Origin of the sequence: Intrasporangium sp., assembly GCF_030452765.1 — a bacterium.
Classification (GTDB): domain Bacteria; phylum Actinomycetota; class Actinomycetes; order Actinomycetales; family Dermatophilaceae; genus Intrasporangium_A.
Genome location: NZ_JAKDLO010000006.1, coordinates 1 through 18500, shown reverse-complemented (window position 1 = coordinate 18500; position 18500 = coordinate 1). Strand labels below are relative to the sequence as shown.

General features: G+C 70.2%; 19 protein-coding genes. 5 read left to right on the top strand and 14 right to left on the bottom strand.

Going from position 1 to position 18500, the window contains the following annotated elements:
* Positions 1 to 61 precede the first annotated feature (61 nt).
* The 5 genes from L0H79_RS01575 to L0H79_RS01555 all read right to left on the bottom strand — a co-directional run bounded on the left by L0H79_RS01575 (position 62) and on the right by L0H79_RS01555 (position 4436).
* Positions 62 to 1261 carry an acyl-CoA dehydrogenase family protein gene (locus L0H79_RS01575; protein ID WP_301482780.1) on the bottom strand — a complete coding sequence of 400 codons (1200 nt, stop codon included), beginning with the start codon at positions 1259 to 1261 and terminating at the stop codon, positions 62 to 64.
* On the bottom strand, positions 1258 to 1740 hold the full coding sequence (locus tag L0H79_RS01570; RefSeq protein ID WP_301482779.1) for an acyl-CoA dehydrogenase family protein: 483 nt from the start codon (positions 1738 to 1740) through the stop codon (positions 1258 to 1260). The genes L0H79_RS01575 and L0H79_RS01570 overlap by 4 nt, the downstream gene beginning before the upstream one ends.
* A gap of 9 nt (positions 1741 to 1749) precedes the next feature.
* Positions 1750 to 2664, bottom strand: a complete 915-nt coding sequence (locus L0H79_RS01565) for a hypothetical protein (protein ID WP_301482778.1) — start codon at positions 2662 to 2664, stop codon at positions 1750 to 1752.
* A gap of 8 nt (positions 2665 to 2672) precedes the next feature.
* Entirely contained in the window at positions 2673 to 2942 is a 270-nt protein-coding gene (locus L0H79_RS01560) for an acyl carrier protein (RefSeq protein ID WP_301482777.1), read from the bottom strand.
* Positions 2943 to 3506: 564 nt separating this feature from the next.
* Positions 3507 to 4436, bottom strand: a complete 930-nt coding sequence (locus L0H79_RS01555; RefSeq protein ID WP_301482776.1) for a 3-oxoacyl-[acyl-carrier-protein] synthase III C-terminal domain-containing protein — start codon at positions 4434 to 4436, stop codon at positions 3507 to 3509.
* 526 nt (positions 4437 to 4962) lie between these two features.
* Between L0H79_RS01555 and L0H79_RS01550 the strand changes: the two genes are divergently transcribed.
* From L0H79_RS01550 to L0H79_RS01530, 5 genes are all read left to right on the top strand, one after another.
* Complete coding sequence (locus L0H79_RS01550; protein WP_301482775.1) at positions 4963 to 5097, top strand: hypothetical protein; 135 nt, start codon at positions 4963 to 4965, stop codon at positions 5095 to 5097.
* Between the two features lie 156 nt (positions 5098 to 5253).
* Positions 5254 to 5910 (top strand): ABC transporter permease, encoded by a 657-nt coding sequence (locus L0H79_RS01545; RefSeq protein ID WP_301482774.1) that lies wholly within the window; start codon positions 5254 to 5256, stop codon positions 5908 to 5910.
* Positions 5907 to 7121 (top strand): ABC transporter ATP-binding protein, encoded by a 1215-nt coding sequence (locus L0H79_RS01540; protein ID WP_301482773.1) that lies wholly within the window; start codon positions 5907 to 5909, stop codon positions 7119 to 7121. Before L0H79_RS01545 ends, L0H79_RS01540 begins: the two co-directional genes overlap by 4 nt.
* Positions 7122 to 7225: 104 nt before the next feature.
* The gene (locus L0H79_RS01535; RefSeq protein ID WP_301482772.1) at positions 7226 to 7921 is read left to right on the top strand and encodes an ABC transporter permease; all 696 of its coding nucleotides are present in this window, start codon (positions 7226 to 7228) and stop codon (positions 7919 to 7921) included.
* 64 nt (positions 7922 to 7985) lie between these two features.
* Positions 7986 to 8963, top strand: a complete 978-nt coding sequence (locus tag L0H79_RS01530) for a glycine betaine ABC transporter substrate-binding protein (protein WP_301482771.1) — start codon at positions 7986 to 7988, stop codon at positions 8961 to 8963.
* A gap of 46 nt (positions 8964 to 9009) precedes the next feature.
* Here the strand turns inward: L0H79_RS01530 and L0H79_RS01525 are convergent, their stop codons facing one another.
* The 9 genes from L0H79_RS01525 to L0H79_RS01485 all read right to left on the bottom strand — a co-directional run bounded on the left by L0H79_RS01525 (position 9010) and on the right by L0H79_RS01485 (position 18378).
* Positions 9010 to 10161: an AAA family ATPase gene (locus tag L0H79_RS01525; RefSeq protein ID WP_301482770.1), complete on the bottom strand. Its 1152-nt coding sequence runs from the start codon at positions 10159 to 10161 to the stop codon at positions 9010 to 9012.
* A 195-nt stretch (positions 10162 to 10356) separates the two neighbouring features.
* The gene (locus L0H79_RS01520) at positions 10357 to 11754 is read right to left on the bottom strand and encodes an amidohydrolase family protein (RefSeq protein ID WP_301482769.1); all 1398 of its coding nucleotides are present in this window, start codon (positions 11752 to 11754) and stop codon (positions 10357 to 10359) included.
* The gene (locus L0H79_RS01515) at positions 11739 to 12569 is read right to left on the bottom strand and encodes a uracil-DNA glycosylase family protein (protein ID WP_301482768.1); all 831 of its coding nucleotides are present in this window, start codon (positions 12567 to 12569) and stop codon (positions 11739 to 11741) included. Before L0H79_RS01515 ends, L0H79_RS01520 begins: the two co-directional genes overlap by 16 nt.
* An 81-nt stretch (positions 12570 to 12650) precedes the next feature.
* Positions 12651 to 13862: an RNA polymerase sigma factor gene (locus tag L0H79_RS01510; protein WP_301482798.1), complete on the bottom strand. Its 1212-nt coding sequence runs from the start codon at positions 13860 to 13862 to the stop codon at positions 12651 to 12653.
* 52 nt (positions 13863 to 13914) lie between these two features.
* Complete coding sequence (locus L0H79_RS01505; protein ID WP_301482767.1) at positions 13915 to 14352, bottom strand: YciI family protein; 438 nt, start codon at positions 14350 to 14352, stop codon at positions 13915 to 13917.
* Positions 14353 to 14391: 39 nt separating this feature from the next.
* Positions 14392 to 15366 (bottom strand): hypothetical protein, encoded by a 975-nt coding sequence (locus tag L0H79_RS01500; protein ID WP_301482766.1) that lies wholly within the window; start codon positions 15364 to 15366, stop codon positions 14392 to 14394.
* Between the two features lie 14 nt (positions 15367 to 15380).
* Complete coding sequence (locus L0H79_RS01495; RefSeq protein ID WP_301482765.1) at positions 15381 to 16238, bottom strand: HAD family hydrolase; 858 nt, start codon at positions 16236 to 16238, stop codon at positions 15381 to 15383.
* Between the two features lie 20 nt (positions 16239 to 16258).
* A complete protein-coding gene (locus tag L0H79_RS01490; RefSeq protein WP_301482764.1) occupies positions 16259 to 17500 on the bottom strand; it encodes an ABC transporter permease in 1242 nt (413 codons plus the stop codon).
* Positions 17497 to 18378, bottom strand: coding sequence for an ABC transporter ATP-binding protein (locus L0H79_RS01485; RefSeq protein WP_301482763.1), 882 nt, complete (start codon positions 18376 to 18378; stop codon positions 17497 to 17499). The genes L0H79_RS01490 and L0H79_RS01485 overlap by 4 nt, the downstream gene beginning before the upstream one ends.
* Positions 18379 to 18500 lie beyond the last annotated feature (122 nt).

The window sequence follows — 18500 nt, the reverse complement described above, 5'->3', positions numbered from 1 at the left end:
TCTGACCACGGTCTGATCTCCCCGCCGCCCGGGCAACGGGCGGCCGCTGTCCGTGGCCCGATCACCGGGGCGGGCGCTCGCCCCGCGAGCCGGAAGTGTCGACGAGCCGGTGGAAGGTGGTGAGCAGCTGGACGTTGCGGGTGCCCTCCATGAACTCGACTCCACGTGCCGCCCGGATGAGCACGTCGAGTGCGGGCACATCCGTGCGCGCGGTCGGGCCGAGCTGGTCCGCGATGTCGAGGGTCACCTGCTCGGCCAGCCAGCAGGCCCGCAGCTTGGCCATCGAGGCGAGGGAGCCGGTGCCGTCGAGGTCCGCGTCCGCCGCCGCGTCGTGCACGAGTCGGGCCGTGGCGGCGCACTCGGCGTGCCATTGCTCCCGCACCTCCGCGGCAGGGGCGCCCGGGCGGGCATCCACCTCGCCGGCGATCGCCAGGGCCCCCCGAGCGATGCCCAGCGCGAGGGCGGCCACGCCGGGGCGCAGCTGGTTGAAGACGCCCAGGAACGCGCGGACACCACGTCGTGACGCCGGCAGGTGCCCGCCGATGAGCCGGTCCGGGTCGATGATGACGCGGTCGAAGGCGAGCTCGCTGAGCTGCACCGGGCGCATCCCGACCGTCTGGAGCGTCCGGGCGCGCAGCCCCGGGGCGGGCGCGTCCACGAGGTAGGCACCGATGCCGAGTGGGCCGGCGGAGGATCTGGCGAAGACGACGCCGAGACGGGCGCGCGCCCCGTTGCCGATGTAGCGTTTGGTCCCGCAGATCGACAGGGAGCCGTCTGGGCGGCGTTCGACCGCGGTCTGGATCGAGCTCGCATCGGAGCCCTGGCCGGGCTCGGTGAGCGCGAAGAAGGTCCAGGTCGGCGCGGCCAGCAGCCGGTCGTGGAAGATCCGCCGCTGATCGCGCGAGCCGAGTTGACGCACGAGCACGCCGGCCATCGACGGTCCCGGGCTTGCGACGACCAGGGCGGGATTGACCCGCGCCAGCTCCTCCATGACCACGACCTGCTCGACGGCGAGTCCAGCCTCGTAACGATGGCCGTCCACCTCGAGCGGTCGTCCGCCCTCGTCCTGCGGGATCCCTGCTGTCGCGAGCCAGCGGGGTGCCTCGTGGTCCAACAGCGACGACACGTCCTCAGGGGTGGCTTCGATCCGCGCGCTCGCGTCGACGAGTTCGCCCGCCCAGCCGCGTGCCTGAGCCCGCAGGGGCGCCAGGTGCGCACCCAGGTCGTCGCAGCAGGCGAGCTTCGGTGCGAGCATGGTCATGCTCGCGCTCCGGCCGGAGGCGCTCCGGCGAACCCGATCGCCTCCGAGGCCATCGCCAGCCCACCGGGACCGTCCTCCAGGTAGCCTCGCGCCCCGAGCAAGCGCAGCAGGGCCCGATCAGCGTCGGTGATGCGGCGGTGCAGACGCACCCAGGTCGGCGGCTCCGCCGCTGCGTCGATGCCCTCCAGGTGGGCCTCGACCATCCGTTGCTCGACGAGGATCTCGGCGAGCTGCCCGCGCACGAGTGGGTTGGCCAGCAGCGGACCGTCCCCGACGCGCCGAGACCGCGCGTGGGCGGTCGTCACGGACAACAGCCATTCGCTGGCGCCGAGCCGCACGGCCAGCAGCAGCGCGGGCGGCAGCTCCCCGGCCGTCTCCCGGGTCGCGCCCGCGGCCGCCAGGCCGGCATCCAGGCCGTCCCGTAGGGCGGTCGCCCGCGCTGCGGACCTCCGCTCCGCGGCCTCCGTGCGCTCGGGCATGCCGACGCCTCAGAGCAGGGCACCGGCGACGTCGCCGGTGCCGGGATCGACATCGAGGACGAGGATCGCTCCGCGCCCGGGCACCGCCGTGGCCGCGGCGACCACCGCCCACAGCGCGGCCGCGGGTCGCCCGACAGCCACACGGCGCACGTCGGTCGGACCTGGCGGCACCCAGCCTGCACAGCCCGGTCCGAGCACCGCCAGCGACGGCGGTCGCTCGGCTCCCACGGCCTCCTCGTAAGCCGACGTGAGTACCTCCGCTGTGCTGCGCGATGGCGAGGCCGCTCTCCAGACGGTGCGGACCGCGGGCAGGCTCGCAGCGCGCTCGGCGGTTCCGTCGTCGGTCCTGTGGAGCAGGAGCGCAGCGGCGACGCCGACGTTGTCCTGCCTCCGCAGCGACGTGGCGGGGGCGGAGTCGGCGCCGGCCGGCTGAGCGGAGACGGCCGCGAGCGGGTGATAGGGCAGTCGGAACTGGTCAACGGCGACGATGACCACGTGCGCCAGGTCCTGGCGGTCCGCGAAGAGCGTTGCGAGGCGCAGGGCAGCGAAGGGAGCCGCGGGTCCGGCGTCGGTGACGGTGAACATCGTCGGCGCACCGGCCGTTGCCGCTGCGGCCGTGATCCCGGCGACCTGCTCGAGCACGAAGTCGGGCATCTCGTGCGCGAGGACGGTCAGATCCACTGGCGTCCCCGCGGCGAGGTCGGCGACGAACTGCTCGACCATCCTCCCGTAACCGGTCCCGCTGACCTGGTCGAGGCAGCGGGTGGAGCGACCGGTCGCCGCGAGCTGGTGGCTGAGGAACTCCCGCGAGTCCGGGCTGAGCGGCTGGAGCGGCCCGCTGAAGGTGGCGCCGGCGGCACGTGCGACCCGGTAGGACCGTGTGGCCGGTGCTTGAGCGGCACGGGCAGGCGACATGGCATACATGTCAGCCCTCATTGATCCAGCGACTCGATGTGTGCCGCCAGCGAGGCGACGGTGGCGAAGTGTTCGACCCGGAGCTCGGCTGCGTCGAACTCCACCCCGAGGCGGTCCTCCAAGGCCATCAACAGGTCGAGGACGCCGGTCGAGTCGAGACCGATGTCGGCGACCAGCGAGGTCTGCTCGTCGATCGGCCCCGACTCCCAACCGAGGACCTCGGTCAGGGAGGCGGCGATCGCCTCGACGACGGCGGTGCGGTGCGTAGCGGCGGTGAGCTCGGTCATGACGTACTCCTGGTGATGATGGCGGCGGGCCGGTCGCGGGTCGGACGTGGCACCAGCTGCTGGCCACGCAAGATGTCCTCGACCCGGTCCGGGCCCGGACGAGGTGGTCCACGCCACCATCGGCGAGGACTTAGCCGGGGGCGCCGTGGCTGAGGAAGTTGATAGCCGCACGAGGTACCGGCCGAATCCCAGTCGGTCTGGCATCCGGTGGCCGCGTGGCGTGCCACCCTCGGTGAGGGCGATCTTGACCCGTGTCGAGCGTGCCGCGGCCGGCCCCGTCGAGCATTCGTGGTCAGCGGGTCCGCGGCGGCATCGGTGGTGACCGACCGGTCGGGCTGGGGTGACGCCACGACGTGCCCGGCCGGGACGTCGCGGACGTCGCGGACGTCGCGGACGAGCGAGGCGACGTGCCGGACAAAGCCGGCCAGTACCAGCGGCTTGTCGGGTCGGCCGGTCGTCGCCCGTCGCAGGCGTCGGCTCAGGGTGTCCTCACCCGTGCCGGCGTGCGAGGAGGCGACCCGGCCGGCGGTGATGGTGTGGGCCAGCGTCGACGAGCAGTCCATGTCAGTGCTCCACCACCATCGCCGCGAAGGTCGCCCCCATGCCGACCGACGTCATCAGGTAGCGGTCGCCGGTGCGCAAGCGGCCAAGGTCGATCGCGTGGCGGGCGTTGTAGAAGGGATCCGCGCCCCAGCAGTGCGCGATCTCGCCGATCGTGTCGGTCACGACCTGCTCGGGCGCGAGCCCGATTGCCGCGCCGGTCTCGAGACACAGCCGCTGGCTGACGTTGTGCGGCAGGTAGAGGCACAGGTCCTCGGGACGCGTGCGAGCCGCCTGCAGCGCGCCGGTGATGACCCGTCCCAGCGTTCGGCCATAGACGGCACCGAAGGCGCGGACGGCATCGGGCTCCATCGTGAGGCCCCCGCCGGGGATCGGCTCGACGACGGCGGCATACCCGAGCACCCGGTCGTGCTCGTCGTCGAGCGACACGAGGATCGCTACCGTCGCCTCTCCGAGGACCGCCATGCCAGGGATGACTTGGCTGATCCGGCACGAGGCCTTCTCGCCGATGAGAACCAGGGCGAGGGCATCCGGGTTGCCGTCCTGCGCCAGCAGCGCCCCCGCCATGTCGATCGCCAGCAGGCCTCCAGCACAAGCCTGGTCGACGAGGGCGAAGGACTGCGCGTGCTGCAGGCCGAACGTCTCGCGTACCGTGCGCAGCGCACTGTCCGGATGCAGCTCCGGCCAGCGGACCGTACGCGGCCGCAGCACGTAGTGGACCCGCTGCTCTGCGCCGCGCAGCGTCACGAGCTTCGAGGCAGCGCCGACGAGGAGGTCAGCCTCGGACTGCCGAGGATCGAAGGCGATGCGGTCGTAGCCGAACGCCCGCTCGTAGCGGCGCAGCTCGACATCGGTCAGGCCGAACTCATGCTGTCGGTCCCGCAGCCGTGTCTGCCCCGGCGAATAGGTCGCGATCTCCGCGATGGATGTCATCTGCAGCCTCCCGTCCAAGTCGATGTGAACCGTTCACGGCCTCTACCGCTCCTGCGACTCAACGCTAGGAATCCGGGATGACACGGCTCTGACGGCGGCCTGACGCGCGTCCGTTCCGCTGGCTCGGCCGCAGACGGAACCGTCGCTGCCATAGCGTTTCGGATGCCGCTCAGCTGCCTTCCGGCGCAGGCGCAGGGTCGGCCTCACCTTGTTCCCGCTCAGATGGGGTCGTCGTGGTGGTGGCCCGATGTTCCCGCACCCGGCACTGGGCCACATCTCGCGCAGAGTGGCGACGAAGGCCGGCAGCCGCACGCCGTCGGCGGCTGTGTGCACTCTTGGTCGTCCTGACGACGAATAGTGCACACGGCTCGGCGGCCCCTGCAGGCCGCGCTGCTGCCCGGGGCCGGTGTCGTCCTCGTCGTCCGGGCGTGGCACCACCTCGCCGCGGCCGGGGGTTCGGCCGATTCACCCTCCGCGTGGAACCACGTGATCACGACCGAGGTGTCGATCAGCAGGTGGGTCACCGGTGCGCGTCCCGGTGAGCGCGGACGAGGTCCGCGAAGCGGCTGCGCGGCCTGCGCCCCTGATGGACCACGGCAGCATCGACCAGCCCATGGCTGCGCAAGGCGGCACCGTCGAACCGGATCGGCTCGCCACCTGACGTACGGGGGGCTCCGGGCGGCCGGAAGGTGCGCCGCTACACTGATAGAACACGCCAGCGCTGCGAACTCGTCCGCCCGAACTCGACCGACCGAGGGATACCGATGACTGCGCCAGCAGCCGCCCATACGTCCGAACCGTCGACCTACACGTCCTCGTGAGCTGGCTGTCCAAGTTCTGGAGCTACCTCCAGTTCGCTTGGGAGGACATCCTCGAGCTCGCCGTCCAGCACGTCATCATCGTCGTCGAGGCGGTGGCGATCGCCACCGTCCTGGGGATCGTGCTGGGCTTGGCGACCTATCACACGCAACGACCACGCGAGCTCGTGCTGGCGACCACCGGCGCGTTCCTCACCATCCCCTCCCTGGCCCTGTTCCCATTGTTCATCCCGGTGTTCGGGCTCGGCTGGACCCCGGTGCTCGTGGGGCTGGTCATGTATGCGCTGCTGCCGATCGTCCGCAACACGATCGTGGGGCTGCGTGAGGTGGATCCGGCGGTGATCGAATCGGCCCGCGGCATGGGCATGGGGCGCATCCAGGTGCTGCTGCGGATCGAGCTGCCGCTGGCCTGGCCGGTGGTGCTCACCGGGATGCGCGTGTCCACCGTCGTCCTGGTCGGCATCGCCGCCATCGGCGCCTACGTGAACGGCCCCGGGCTGGGCAACCTCATCTTCGGTGGGCTGGCCCAGTTCGGTAGCGCCAGCGCCCTCAACCTGGTGCTCGGGGGGACCCTGGGCATCGTGGTCCTGGCGATCGCGTTCGACTTGGCCTATGCCATCTTCTTCCGCCTGACCACCGCGCGAGGTATCCGATGACAGCAGCTCACCAGGACGGCACGGCGAACGATCGCCGGATCAAGATCCGTTTGGAAGGCCTCACCAAACGCTTCCCCGGGCAGGACCAGCCCGCGGTCGACGACCTGTCCCTGGAGATTCCCGAGGGCGAGATCGTCATCTTCGTGGGGCCCTCCGGCTGTGGCAAGACCACCACCATGAAGATGGTCAACCGCCTGATCGAGCCGACCTCGGGTCGCATCTTCCTTGATGACGACGACGTGACCGACGTCAACGCCGACCGGCTGCGGCGCCGGATGGGCTACGTGATCCAGCAGATCGGACTCTTCCCACACCACACGATCGCGGAGAACATCGCCACCGTTCCCAAGCTGCTCGGCTGGGACAGGAAGCGGATCGCGGCCCGCGTGGACGAGCTACTGGAGACGGTCGGGATGGACCCTGACACCTACCGCAATAGGTACCCGAAAGAACTGTCCGGAGGCCAGCGCCAGCGGGTCGGGGTGGCCCGGGCGATGAGCGCCGACCCAGAGGTGATGCTGATGGACGAGCCGTTCGGTGCGATCGACCCCATCACGCGCGACCGGCTGCAGAACGAGTTTCTGCGCCTCCAGGAGCAGATGAAGAAGACCATCGTCTTCGTCACCCACGACATCGACGAGGCCATCAAGATGGGGGATCGGATCGCAATCCTCCGGGTCGGGTCGAAGATTGCCCAGTACGACACCCCGGAGCGGATTCTGGTCGCTCCCGCCGACGACTTCGTCTCCGACTTCATCGGTCGTGGGGCCTCCCTGAAGCGGATCGGACTGAGCCGCGTGCGCGACATCGAGTTGCAGCAGTGGCCCACTGTCACCGAACAGACCACCCGTGACGACGCGCAACGGATCCTGGCAGAGAGCGACCGAAGCGCCCTCTTGGTGCTCGATGATCGCCAGCAGCCCCAACGGTGGGTCAACTCCGACCACTTGCGGCGACTCGAGGCCAGTCGGTCGCTGACCGGGACCGGCCTGCCGGCCGACGCAGTGGTCCAGCCGAACGCGACCCTCAGCGACACCCTCAACGAGATGCTCACGGCCAGGTACAGCGTGGCGATCGTCGTCGACTCCGCACATCGATACCAGGGTGTCGTCGACATCGACACCATCAACGAGGCGCTGCGCACCATGCGGCGGGCCGAACAGGGCCGACTCCGCGAAGGCGCCGTGGTCGAGGGGGCGTCCCCGACATGACGACGGTGGCAGAGCCGGAACACCCTTCAGCACCAACTCCTTCACCGGACGACGCCGGGCGGGACCAGGGCTCCGCCGGGCGGTCGATCGGCAGCTATCTGTTCATGCCGCTGCTGCTGGGGGCGGTGCTGCTCGCGCTCTTCTGGTGGCTGCGCGGAGAAGACCTCAGTTCCACCGCGCGTCAGCGGGTGCACCTGAACTTCATCCTCGCCAGCACGATGGACCACCTCGTCCTGACCGTGGTGTCGACGGTGCTCGTGCTGCTGATCGCGATTCCGCTGGGCGTCATCCTCACCAGGTCGTTCGCGCGTCGGATCACTCCGGCCACGATCGCGGTGTTCAACGTCGGGCAGGGGATCCCGTCGATCGGCCTGCTCGCCCTGTTCGCACTGGCCTGGGCGATCGGGTTCTGGCCGGTGGTGGTCGGCTTGGTCGTGTACACGGTGCTGCCGGTGCTGCGCAACACCATGGTCGGGTTGCAGCAGGTGGATACCTCGGTGATCGAGTCCGCCCGAGGCATGGGGATGACCAAGTTCGGAGTGTTGGCCCGGATAGAACTGCCACTGGCGGTGCCGGTGATGATGGCCGGCGTTCGCACGGCTCTCGTGATCAACGTCGGCACCGCCACGCTGGGCACTTTCTTCGCAGCCGGCGGGCTGGGCGACATCATCAACACGGGGATCACCCGCTCCGACGAGCTGATCACCGTCACCGGCAGCGTGCTGGTGGCCGTCCTGGCTCTCCTCATCGACTACCTCGGCGGCATCGCCGAGGATCTGCTCCGCCCGCGAGGCATGTGATGAGCAGCTCCCCAGCCACCAAGGTGACATTCGGGAAAGACAACCCAGGAAAGGTGACACTGTCATGCGAATTGTGAAGAGAAGAATTGCCCTGCTGGCAGCTCTATTGGCGACGACGCTGTCAGTATCTGCCTGCGGCGGCGGCGGAGGCGAAGGTGGGGGCGACGGCGCCGGCGCGACCGGGAACGTCGAGTTGCAGGACGCCACGCTGACTGTGGGCTCGAAGGAGTTCACCGAGCAGCTCATCCTCGGCCAGATGGCCATCCAGGTCCTGGAGAACGCTGGCGCACAGGTCAAGGACGAGACCGGAATCGTGGGCACCGACACGGTCCGCACCGCCCTCACGTCCGGCCAGATCGACCTGTACTGGGACTACACCGGGACCGGCTGGACCAGCTTCCTCGACCACAAGGCGACAGGTGCACCGTCCGACCCGCAGGAGCTCTTCCAGAAGGTGGCACAGGAGGACCTGGCGAAGAACAAGATCAAGTGGTTCGCGCTCTCGCCGGTGAACAACAGCTACGCGATCGCCACCACCGCCGACCGTGCGAAGCAGCTGGGCATCGCCACCCTGTCCGACTATGCCGAGCTGGCCAAGACGAAGCCTCAAGACGCCTCGCTGTGTGCCGCGACCGAGTTCCTCACCCGGTCAGACGGTTGGCCCGGCGTCGAGAAGGCCTACGGCTTCACGCTGCCGAAGCAGTACGTCTCCGAGGTCGACCTCGGCATCATCTTCACCCAGGTGCCCTCCGGTGACCGATGCAAGTTCGGCGAGGTGTTCAGCACCGACGGTCGGATCGCCGCCAACGACATGTTGGTGCTGGAGGACGACAAGGACTTCTTCGTGAAGTACAACCTGGCGATGACCACCAGGGAAGAGGTGTTCGACAAGTATCCCCAGCTGGAGAAGCTCTTCACCCCGCTCGCCGAGAAGCTCACGACCGAGACGATGCAGAAGCTGAACGCCCAGGTGGACGCCGAGGGCTTGCCCGCCAAGCAGGTCGCGCAGAAATGGCTGGAGGACAACGGGTTCCTCGACTGAGGTGGAACGGCCGGCCCGGGCATGCTGCCGGAGCCGGCTCCCTTGATCAGTGCTTCATGACCCACTCGGCCATGCCCGGCGTGAGGAAGAGCAGGCGGGGGCCCTCGGCATAGAGGGTGCCCTTCTTGAGGAGCCGGTCACGCAGGTAGGAGACCCTGCTCTGCGCTGCGCCCAGCTCGGCCGCCGCCAGTGGTCCCGTCGCCTCACCCGTTCGGACGATGAGCGCCGCGACCGCTGCGAGGTACTCCTGTTCCTTCGGCGAGGCGTCGTTCCAACGCGAGGCGTAGAGGCCCTCCTCGAGCTCACGACGGGCCGCGTCGAGCGCCGTGCGGGCGTGGTCGGTGGTAATGTGTCGGCTCCCGTCCGATGCCCGCCACGCGTGGTGGCCGTAGAGCTGGACGGCATACGGGTAGCCCCCAGACGCCCCGACGAGGATGTCGGCCGCCGCGTCGTCCATGGGACGTCCGGCCGTGGCAGCGGGCTCGACCAAAGCCTGCCGCACGTCGTCCGGGTCGAGCAGGCCGAGCTCCTGCCATTCGCCGCGCTCGAGGTAGGTGACCGAGCGGTTCGGGTCGCGTAGCGACGGGAGGCCAGCGACGAGCACGACGAGGGGCCAGTCGTCACCCATGTGCTCCTGCAGGACCGCAGTGAAGGCGGCGAGCTCGCCCCGGGTGGCCAGCTGTGCCTCGTCGAGCGTGAGGACGAGACCCGCGCCGGCACGCATCGCGGCGAGCATCGTCGCCGTGAGCGCCCGCCCGATCGGGTCGGCCGGGATGGTGCTGACCGGGTCGGCGCCCCGCTCGATCATGACCTCCGCTCCGACTCCGAGGGCCGTGGCGGAGAGCTTGCCGCCGGTGACGTGCGTGCTCCGGCCGGCCTTCCTCGTCGTGTGCTCGAGAGCGTCCCGGGCTGCTGCCAACCGTTCGACGAGCAGCGGGGTGAAGGGCCGTTTGGGCCGGACCTCGACGTGCACCGTCGGCCAGCCGAGCCGCTCGGCCGCGAGCGCGGCGGCCTCGCCGAGCGCGACCGTCTTGCCGACACCTCGCGTGCCGGTGAGGATGAGCGGGCGTGGGGTGCGGCCGTCGAGGGCGGCTACGTCGAGTCCCTCGGAGACGGAGGCCAGCACGCCGTCGCGCCCGACGAAGATCGGCGGTGGCGCGTTGAAGCCGGGACGGTACGGGTTCGGCATCCGATCCATGTGCAGAGTATGGCGCGTATAGCGGATTGTGCATTGCGCGCGGGAAAGCGAGGGCCGACCACCACGACAGCCGCATTCGGTGTCAGTTCTCGTGGCCGCCTGGCTGCGAGCACCACGGCAACTGCATTCGGTGTCTCTTCTCGTGAGCAGTCGGCTGACCGCAGGAGGAGGGACCTGACGCGATGACGATGCTTGCTACGCGAAGATCGGGCCGACAGGCGGGTAGGCCTGCACGAGCGCGGCCCGCACCTCGCTGAGAGCCGGCACGTCGCTCCCACCCTGGAACCCTGTGTCGAGCCGCATCGGCTTGCCCCAGGCCACCAGGTCCTCGATCGTGTGCCCGACCGCGGCAGCAGAGAGCCGGTCGAACCAGTCGGGCCGTCCGTAGGTGATGTCGCCGCCGATGGTGACGAGCTCGACCCACGACGGGTCCGCGAGGCACACGTTCTCGTAGGGGTCCTTGTGGTGCCGCTCGAGCACGAGCAGGTCCGCGGGACGTCCCACCGCGACCGAGCCCAGGTGCTCGTCGAGACCCGCGACCTGGGCGGCGACCGAGGTCACCATCGCCACGAGCTCGGCCGCCGCAACTTCGCGCCCCTGCAGGGCGAGCTGCCGTCGGGCGACCTTCATCTCGGCGAGCAGGCTCGTCGAGCCGGACGGCAGCCAGTCGGCGCCGAGCGCGACCGGCATCCCGGCCGCGAGCGCGTCGCCGACCAGCGTCGTCTCGCCGTAGAGGCGCAGGTTCGACTGAGGTGACCAGACGAGCCGGCACCCGGCCTCTGCGACGGTGTGCAGGTCGTCGTCGGTCAGGGAGGTCGCGTGGATGAGGTTCGTCGCCGGCGTGGCGCCGCCGAGATCGAGGAAGTGCCGGAACTCCTTGGTGCTGACCCGGTCTCCCCGGGCCCCTTCCGACAGGTGCAGGTAGAACGCGGTGACGTCCCCGGCGGTGATGCGTTCGAGGATTCGGTTGAAGCCGGGCAGCCCGAACGACCCGGAAGGCAGGTCGATGAGCGAGCGGGCCCGGTGGGCGCCGAAGACCCATTTGTCGAGGTTGCGGACCAGCGGCTCCGACGTCGAGGTGCTGGCCTCGGAGGCACCCTGGATCCCGGTGACACCGCCCACGAGCGCCCGCACCTCGGCGTAGCGGGTCTGGGTGTGGGTCGGCAGCTGCTTGAGCAGCCGGTTCTGGGGGTCACGCACGAGCGCTTGGTACTCCTTGGACCGGCGCCACGCGTAACGGTTCGTGTACCGCTTCGGCGGCTCCCACGCGGCGAAGACGTTGAACTCGGGGTGACCGTGCAGGTCGAGCAGCCCGGGCAGGATGACCCCGTCCGTCTCGAGGACCTCACCCGACGACGGCTTGCGTCGGCTGACCCGGTCGATCAGGCCACTGGCCACCGTCACATAGCCGCTCGACCACGCCCCCTCCGGGGTGATGACCGCGCCGTGCAGCACGAAAGGCCTTGGCGGCAGGGCACGGTCACGCGTGGCCGGCGGTGGGGGCAGCTCCTCGGTGAGGCCGCGGGTGTAGGCCCGCTCGAACGGGTCCTCGACCAGGTCGCGGTCACCGTCGCGGATCAGGTCTGTTGCCATGGTCTCGCCCCCTTCGGTACGGCGACCCGGATCGTCGCCCGCTTCTCCTCGGGGTCAGCACCGGCCCGCACCGCCCAGGACTCGACCGATCGCCACCACGGCGGCACGCCGGCCGGCAGGTCGCGCTCCGGGATCTCGACGAGCTCTGTCTCGGACCATGTCTGCCCGTAGGGCGTGGCGTCGACGTCACCCTCGGGCTCGACCGCGGACCGCAGCCCGTCGAGATGGGCGTTCCAGTCGGACAGCTGCCTGGCCGTCGTCACGGCGAGCGGCTGCCCGCTCCCCCTCGCGGCGCCCTCCGCGTACGTCGGATGCTTGACGGCGGCGACATGGAGCCGGCCGGCCGCCTCGGGGCGCACCGCCGCCCAGAGCCCGAAGGCACGCTGGGCGAGCTGCCCGAACGCGACCACCGCGGTCACCGCCGAGTCGACGAGCAGTGCGTCGAGCCACTGGTTGCGATAGCCGACGATGTCCGGGTCGGCGACGTGCCGGTTGCCGGCCGCCTGACCGTAGACGCTGTAGAGGTAGACGTTGACCATGACGTAGCTCGACGTGATGCCGACCTTGCGCAGCAGCCCCTGGGCGCGCTGGCCGGCCTCGCCGACGAGGATGCGTCGGGCGATCGCCTCGTGCGCGGCCGGGTCCTGTCCGAGCAGGAGCACCCGGGCAGACCTGTCGAGGCGTCCCCGGTGGAAGACCGGCCCCCACTCGACGCGGAAGTCACTTGGTGCATAAGCGTCCTCGCCCGGGTAGCCCGCGACGAGCGACGCGAACGGCTCCTTGGGGTAGCCGGGACAGCTCTCGTGGATGACCATCCGCCCTCCTGCCTCTGTAGCAGAGTGTGCCAGCCGGTCGCGCTGATACCTCCCGACACGCACCGATGCGCCGGCAGGCTGCTACCGTCCCGAAGCCCGGCGCCGCAGCAGCGCCTGCTCCGCCTCGTTCTGGGTCAACTGGGCAGCCCGGGCGAACTCGACGCGGGCCTCCTCGCGCCGGCCCAGCCGCTCGAGCAGGTCACCGCGGACGCTCGGCAGCAGGTGGTAGTCCGAGAGGGCACCCGACTCGACCACCGTGTCGACCACGGCGAGAGCGGCAGCCGGCTCAGCGGCATACGACAGGGCGACGGCGCGGTTGAGGTCGATGATGGGAGACGGCGCGATGGCCCCGAGCCGCTCGTAGAGCGAGACGATTCGCGCCCAGTCCGTCTCGCCGGCGCGGGCGGCGCGCGCGTGGCACGCCGCGATCTGCGCCTGCAGGACATACGGGCCCCGTATGCCGCTGAGCCGGCTCGCGCGTTCGAGCGCGGCGAGTGCGTGGCGGATCAGCGTCCAGTCCCAGCGGGTTCGGTCCTGGTCGAGCAGCAGGACTGGCGAGCCGTCGGCGGCGATGCGAGCCCGGGTGCGCGAGGCCTGGATCTCCATGAGCGCCAGCAGACCGAGCACCTCCGGCTCGGTCGGGGCGAGGGCACCGAGCACGCGACCGAGCCGGATCGCCTCCTCCATGAGGTCGCTGCGGACCCAGTCTCGCCCGGAGGTGGCGGCGTACCCCTCGTTGAAGATGAGGTAGACGACCTCGAGCACGGAGGCGAGCCGCACGCCGAGCTCCGCGCCCGCGGGGATCTCCAGTGTGTTGCCGTCGGCAGCGAGGGTCCGCTTCGCCCGGGAGATGCGCTGCCCGACCGTCCTCTCCTGCGCCATCAGGGCCCTCGCGATCTCACGCGTGGTGAGGCCACCGATCATCCTCAGGGTCAGGGCGATTCGCGACTCGGCGGGCAGAGCCGGATGGCAGGTGGCGAAGATGAGCGCGAGGACGTCGTCCTTGACGTCGCGCAGGGCCAGGTCGAAGTCGTCCTCGGTCGTCTCGGCCGCTCGTAGCTGCTCGGCGTGCCCGACCTGCTGGAGCTTGCCGGCGAGGTTGATGTCACGACGGATCCGGTCGATGGCCCTGCGCCGGGCGGTCGCGGTGAGCCAGGCCCCGGGGCGCTCGGGCACGCCGTCGCGAGGCCACTGCTCGAGGGCCTGGACGAAGGCGTCCTGGGCGAGGTCCTCGGCCAGCCCGATGTCACCGACGAGGCGGGCGACGACGGCGGTGACCTTGGCCGCCTCCATGCGCCACACCGCCTCGACGGTGCGCCGGGCCTGTGCGGCTGGGGCGGTGGGCTCAGCCCTGGGCTGCGGCACGGGCGGCCTGCTCGCGCATCCGGGCCTCGCGTTCCTGCAGCTCCGGGGTGAACGCCTCGCCGAAGTCGGCGTCGTCGAAGACCTGGCGCAGCTCGAGGGTGAAGTCGTCGGCCGTCGACCGCGGCCACTTCCTGAGCCACTCGATGGCCTCCTCCTTCGAGCTGACGTCGATGATGCTGAAGCCGGCGACGATCTCCTTCGCCTCGGTGAACGGACCGTCGGTGACCGTGACGGCGCCGTCCGGTGTGTAGTGCACCCGGGCGCCACGGCTCGTCGGGTGCAGGCCCTCGCCGGTGACGAAGACGCCCGCCGCCAGCATCGCCTCGTTGTAGGCAGTCATGTCGGCGAGCTGCCGCTCGGTAGGCATGGCGCCGCCTTCGGTCTCGGCCCCGCCGGGGACGATGATCATGAATCGCATGGTGATCTCCTGGGTGTTGTGGACGCCCGTGGTGGCGCCTCACTCCTGCGTCGAACGGGGCTGCCGGTCTTCGACATTGGTCCGCCACCACCGTGCCCCCGGGTCGGACTCGAGGCTGACGCGGACCTTCTCGGCGAGCGTCCGGTAGACCTCGGGGTGGTCGAGGTAGTGGTTGTGGTCGGTGGCCAGGGTGCCGGCCGCGAAGAACGGGGTGTCGTCGACGCCGTCGAAGATGCCCCCGGCTCGGAAGCTGAGCAGGTCGGCATAGTCCCAGACGTTCCACCAGCCGCCGAGCTGCTCGGGTGAGGGGCACGGCGTGAGCAGACCCGCCTCCTCGCCGTGGCTGGGGCCGCTCTCGAGGAAGAGCCCGAGCTCCTCGAAGAAGCCCACCTGCGAGCCGAGCGCGCACCAGAAGTCGACCCTGATGTGCCGCAGCCGCGGCGTCCTCGGGATGAAGTGGGTCAGCGCGTCGTAGAGGATCTGGCCGCCCATGCTGTGCGTCACGACGACCAGCGGTTCCTCGCGGGATGCCGCGGTTGCGGCGGCGGCCTCGAGGCCCGCGAGGACCCGCTGTGGGATCGACCCCGGAGCCGCGGCGGTTCCTCGGCCCGCGACATAGGTGAGCACGTCGCCGATGAACGTCGGCAGGAAGTCCTCGACCGGCCGGCGGATCGCCGCGACCGTCCCGCGAATCGTGCGGCGGCTCGTCTCACGCAGCACCCGCGTCGCTCGGGACCGCATCCCCCTTGACAGCTCGGGAGTCGCGGCCAGCTCCTCGTCGAGGGGTCGCGAGACGAGCGAGCGGCCACCCCAGGCGAACCGGGCACCGAGATCGCCCCAGTAGACCCGCATGATCGGCACTCCTGCGGCGTCGTCCGCCAGGACCGGGGCGACATACTCACGCAGCAGGCTCGCGATCGTCGGCCATGGCACCTCACGGAACCGCTTGGCAGCCTTGGCCAAGGTCTCGTCGTCCTCCCGGATGGCGACCCCGTGGATGTAGACGATCGGCATGCCTCGACCTCGGCTCAGGCGGAGAATCGGTGGGTGGCTTGGGACTTGGTCCCCTCACGGAACGGCACCCCGGCACGGATCGAGTCGGCGAGCCCCTCGAGGATCGGTACGAGCCCGTCGTCGTCGACGTCGCCGCCGACCTCGTCGGCCACGGCCTTCACCTCGTCGGGGGCGTTGCCCATGGCGACCCCCCAGGCGGCCCAGTAGAGCATCTCGAGATCGTTGCGTTGGTCACCGCAGGCGACGGTGTGTCGTGGCTCGACCCCGATCCGGCGGCGGACCAGCTCGAGCGCCGAGGCCTTCGAGACTCCCTCGGGGTTGATGTCGAGCCACGCCGACCAGCCGACGGCATACGCAACGCCGTGCAGGCCGGCCCGCTCGACCATCGCCATGAACTCCTCGGGAGTCGACTCCGGCTGGCGCAGGGTGACGCGGGTGACCGGATCGCTGACGAGCTCCTCCCAGGACACCTCTCGGGTGAGTCCCATGAGCTCGCCGTCCGGAAACTGGCGGGAGACCTTGAAGCCGACACCCAGGTCCTCGACGGCTATCAGGGCTTCCGGTAGGGCCTCGCGCAGCCGCTCGAGGACGGGGCGGGGGTCGAACGTCACCGTGTCGGCGACCGAGTAGCCGCCCGGAGGGTCGGGGTTGACCTCCAACGTCACGGCGCCGTTGGAACAGACCGCGAAACCACTCCGGAGCCCGAGCTGCTCGATGATCGGCGTCGTCGCGATGATCGACCGGCCCGTCGCGACGACCACCTCGACCTCGTCCGGCAGTGCCCGGACTGCGGCACGGACGGGCTCGGTGAGCTCGCCCGTGTGCAGCAGGGTCGTGCCGTCGAGGTCGAGGCAGAGCATCCGCTTGGTCATGCGGGCTACCGTACCTGCGCTCACCCCTGCAGCTTCATCGCCTGACGCAACGTCAGCCGGGAGCCGGTCTGCATGACGGAGCGGCTGTAGATGCGGGCCGCGAGGCGGACGAGGACGGCCGCGAGCGCGACGGTGATGCCGATCGAGAGGACAGGCTCCCACCATGCTGCCGTGCCCGACGCGAGCCGGATCGGCATCGCGACGACCGACATGAGCGGCAGGTAAGAGGCGATGACCTGCCAGGTGCCGGTCAGGAAGATGCCACCGAAGAGGATGACCATGGTCAGTGTCGTCACCGGCGTCGAGGTCGACTGGAGGTCCTCGTGCCGGGTCGCGAGCGAGCCGGCCACGGCCCACAGTGCGGCGAGGACGGCGAAGCCGACGAGGAAGAAGACGAGGAACCACCCGGCTGCGCCGGCGATCGGCCCGAGCATGGACGACCACGGGCTCAGCGAGAGCCCGACCATCCCGACGCCGATGAAGAGGGCCAGCTGGGTGAGCGCCATGACGACGTTGCCGACGATCTTGCCGAGGAGCAGGTGTCTGATCGGGATCGCGGCAGAGAGGATCTCGACGATGCGCGACTGCTTCTCCTCCACGACGCTCTGCGCGATCTGCATGCCGAAGATGAGCGCAGCCATGTAGAAGAGGAAGGCGAAGATGAGTCCGACGGCCTTGACGAACCCGGGACTGCCGGCGTCCGTGTCGAGCAGGTCGTAGTTCACCGCCGATCCGGCCTTGAGCTGGTCGACCGTCGTGCCGAGCGAGGCGGCGTGCTCGGCCAGCACGTGGTGGGTGACGGCCTCGCCGACCCACGTCGCGACGGTGTCGTCCTTGTCCCGGTTGCTGACCAGCCGCCAGCCGTCGCCGTCCGACGCCGCGAGGAGTGCGACGTCCGCGTCACCGGATCGGACCAGCCCGAGGGCCGCGGAGTCGTCGGCGACGGTCCTCGTCGTCCACTCGAGGTTGGCGTCGGCGGCCGCCCCGGCGTCTTCGGCCTGGGTGACGACCGCGGCCCCGGCCCGGCTGGTCACCGCGATCGTGGCCTCGTGGGGCTTGCTGGCGAAGAAGGCCTGCACTCCGAAGACCGCCGCGATGATGACCATCGTGAAGAAGGTCGACATGAGGAAGTTCTTGTCGTGCAGCTTGACCCAGATCTCGCGGGCCGCCACGGTCTGCCAGGCCCGGTCGACGTGCTGGGCGGACTCCGGTCCCGGAGCGGGGCTCTTGGTAGGTGTGCTGGTGTCGGGCGTGAGGGTCATGCGGTCACCTCGCGGTAGATCTCGGACACGGTTGGGATGACGGGTGCGAACTCCTGGACGGTCCCGCGGCGCAGTGCCTCGGTGAGCAGCCTGGTGCCGACGGACTCGTCCGGCAGCTCGAGCAGGGCGGTCGACCCGTCGACGTCGACGACGGTGACCTCGCTCAGGTCGCGGACCCAGCCGGCGTCGCCGCCGACGACGAGCCGGTGCCGGATGCGCCCGGACCGCCGTAGCTGCTCGGCCGTGCCGCTCGCGACGACGCGACCGGCGGACAGGATGACGAGAGAGTCGCAGAGCCGCTCGACGAGGTCGAGCTGGTGCGAGGAGAACAGGACCGGGACGCCGCGGTGTGCGTACTCGCGCAGCAGGTCGGCCATCGAGTCGACCGCGAGCGGGTCGAGGCCCGAGAAGGGTTCGTCGAGCACGAGCGCGATCGGGTCGGCGATGACGGCCGCCGCGATCTGGACCCGCTGCTGGTTGCCGAGCGAGAGCGACTCGACCTTGTCCTTGGCGCGGTCGGCGAGCCCGAACCGCTCGAGCAGGGCCGTCGCGGCGGCACGTGCCGCAGCAGTCGACCTGCCGTGCAACCGGCCCAGGTAGACGAGCTGCTCCAGGACGGGCTGCTTGGGGTAGAGCCCGCGCTCTTCGGGCATGTAGCCGAAGGAGCGGCGGTCCTCGGTGGTGATGGGCCGCCCGTCCCAGCGGACCTCGCCGCCATGGATCGCGAGGACGCCCATGATCATTCGCATCGTCGTTGTCTTGCCGGCGCCGTTGCCGCCGACGAAGCCGGTGAGCCGGCCGTCCGCGACGTCGAAGCTCACGCCGTCGACGGCGACGTGGTCGCCGAAGCGTCTGGTCAGGTCCTTCACCTCGAGCACGGGAACCCCTTCCGGTGGTGCGTGTGTGATGGTGTCGTCAGTGATGGTGTCGTTCGTAGATCTTCCAGTCTGGTATGCGGCCCACCTCCCCCGGATCCCCCGCCGGGTTGATCTTCGGCTGG

Bases quoted from the DNA above. Each gene is read 5' to 3' on its own strand.
- L0H79_RS01575 (WP_301482780.1), bottom strand. From the start codon at position 1,261: ATGACCATGCTCGCACCGAAGCTCGCCTGCTGCGACGACCTGGGTGCG.
- L0H79_RS01570 (WP_301482779.1), bottom strand. From the start codon at position 1,740: ATGCCCGAGCGCACGGAGGCCGCGGAGCGGAGGTCCGCAGCGCGGGCG.
- L0H79_RS01565 (WP_301482778.1), bottom strand. From the start codon at position 2,664: ATGTATGCCATGTCGCCTGCCCGTGCCGCTCAAGCACCGGCCACACGG.
- L0H79_RS01560 (WP_301482777.1), bottom strand. From the start codon at position 2,942: ATGACCGAGCTCACCGCCGCTACGCACCGCACCGCCGTCGTCGAGGCG.
- L0H79_RS01555 (WP_301482776.1), bottom strand. From the start codon at position 4,436: ATGACATCCATCGCGGAGATCGCGACCTATTCGCCGGGGCAGACACGG.
- L0H79_RS01540 (WP_301482773.1), top strand. From the start codon at position 5,907: ATGACAGCAGCTCACCAGGACGGCACGGCGAACGATCGCCGGATCAAG.
- L0H79_RS01535 (WP_301482772.1), top strand. From the start codon at position 7,226: ATGCCGCTGCTGCTGGGGGCGGTGCTGCTCGCGCTCTTCTGGTGGCTG.
- L0H79_RS01530 (WP_301482771.1), top strand. From the start codon at position 7,986: ATGCGAATTGTGAAGAGAAGAATTGCCCTGCTGGCAGCTCTATTGGCG.
- L0H79_RS01525 (WP_301482770.1), bottom strand. From the start codon at position 10,161: ATGGATCGGATGCCGAACCCGTACCGTCCCGGCTTCAACGCGCCACCG.
- L0H79_RS01520 (WP_301482769.1), bottom strand. From the start codon at position 11,754: ATGGCAACAGACCTGATCCGCGACGGTGACCGCGACCTGGTCGAGGAC.
- L0H79_RS01515 (WP_301482768.1), bottom strand. From the start codon at position 12,569: ATGGTCATCCACGAGAGCTGTCCCGGCTACCCCAAGGAGCCGTTCGCG.
- L0H79_RS01510 (WP_301482798.1), bottom strand. From the start codon at position 13,862: ATGGAGGCGGCCAAGGTCACCGCCGTCGTCGCCCGCCTCGTCGGTGAC.
- L0H79_RS01505 (WP_301482767.1), bottom strand. From the start codon at position 14,352: ATGCGATTCATGATCATCGTCCCCGGCGGGGCCGAGACCGAAGGCGGC.
- L0H79_RS01500 (WP_301482766.1), bottom strand. From the start codon at position 15,366: ATGCCGATCGTCTACATCCACGGGGTCGCCATCCGGGAGGACGACGAG.
- L0H79_RS01495 (WP_301482765.1), bottom strand. From the start codon at position 16,238: ATGACCAAGCGGATGCTCTGCCTCGACCTCGACGGCACGACCCTGCTG.
- L0H79_RS01490 (WP_301482764.1), bottom strand. From the start codon at position 17,500: ATGACCCTCACGCCCGACACCAGCACACCTACCAAGAGCCCCGCTCCG.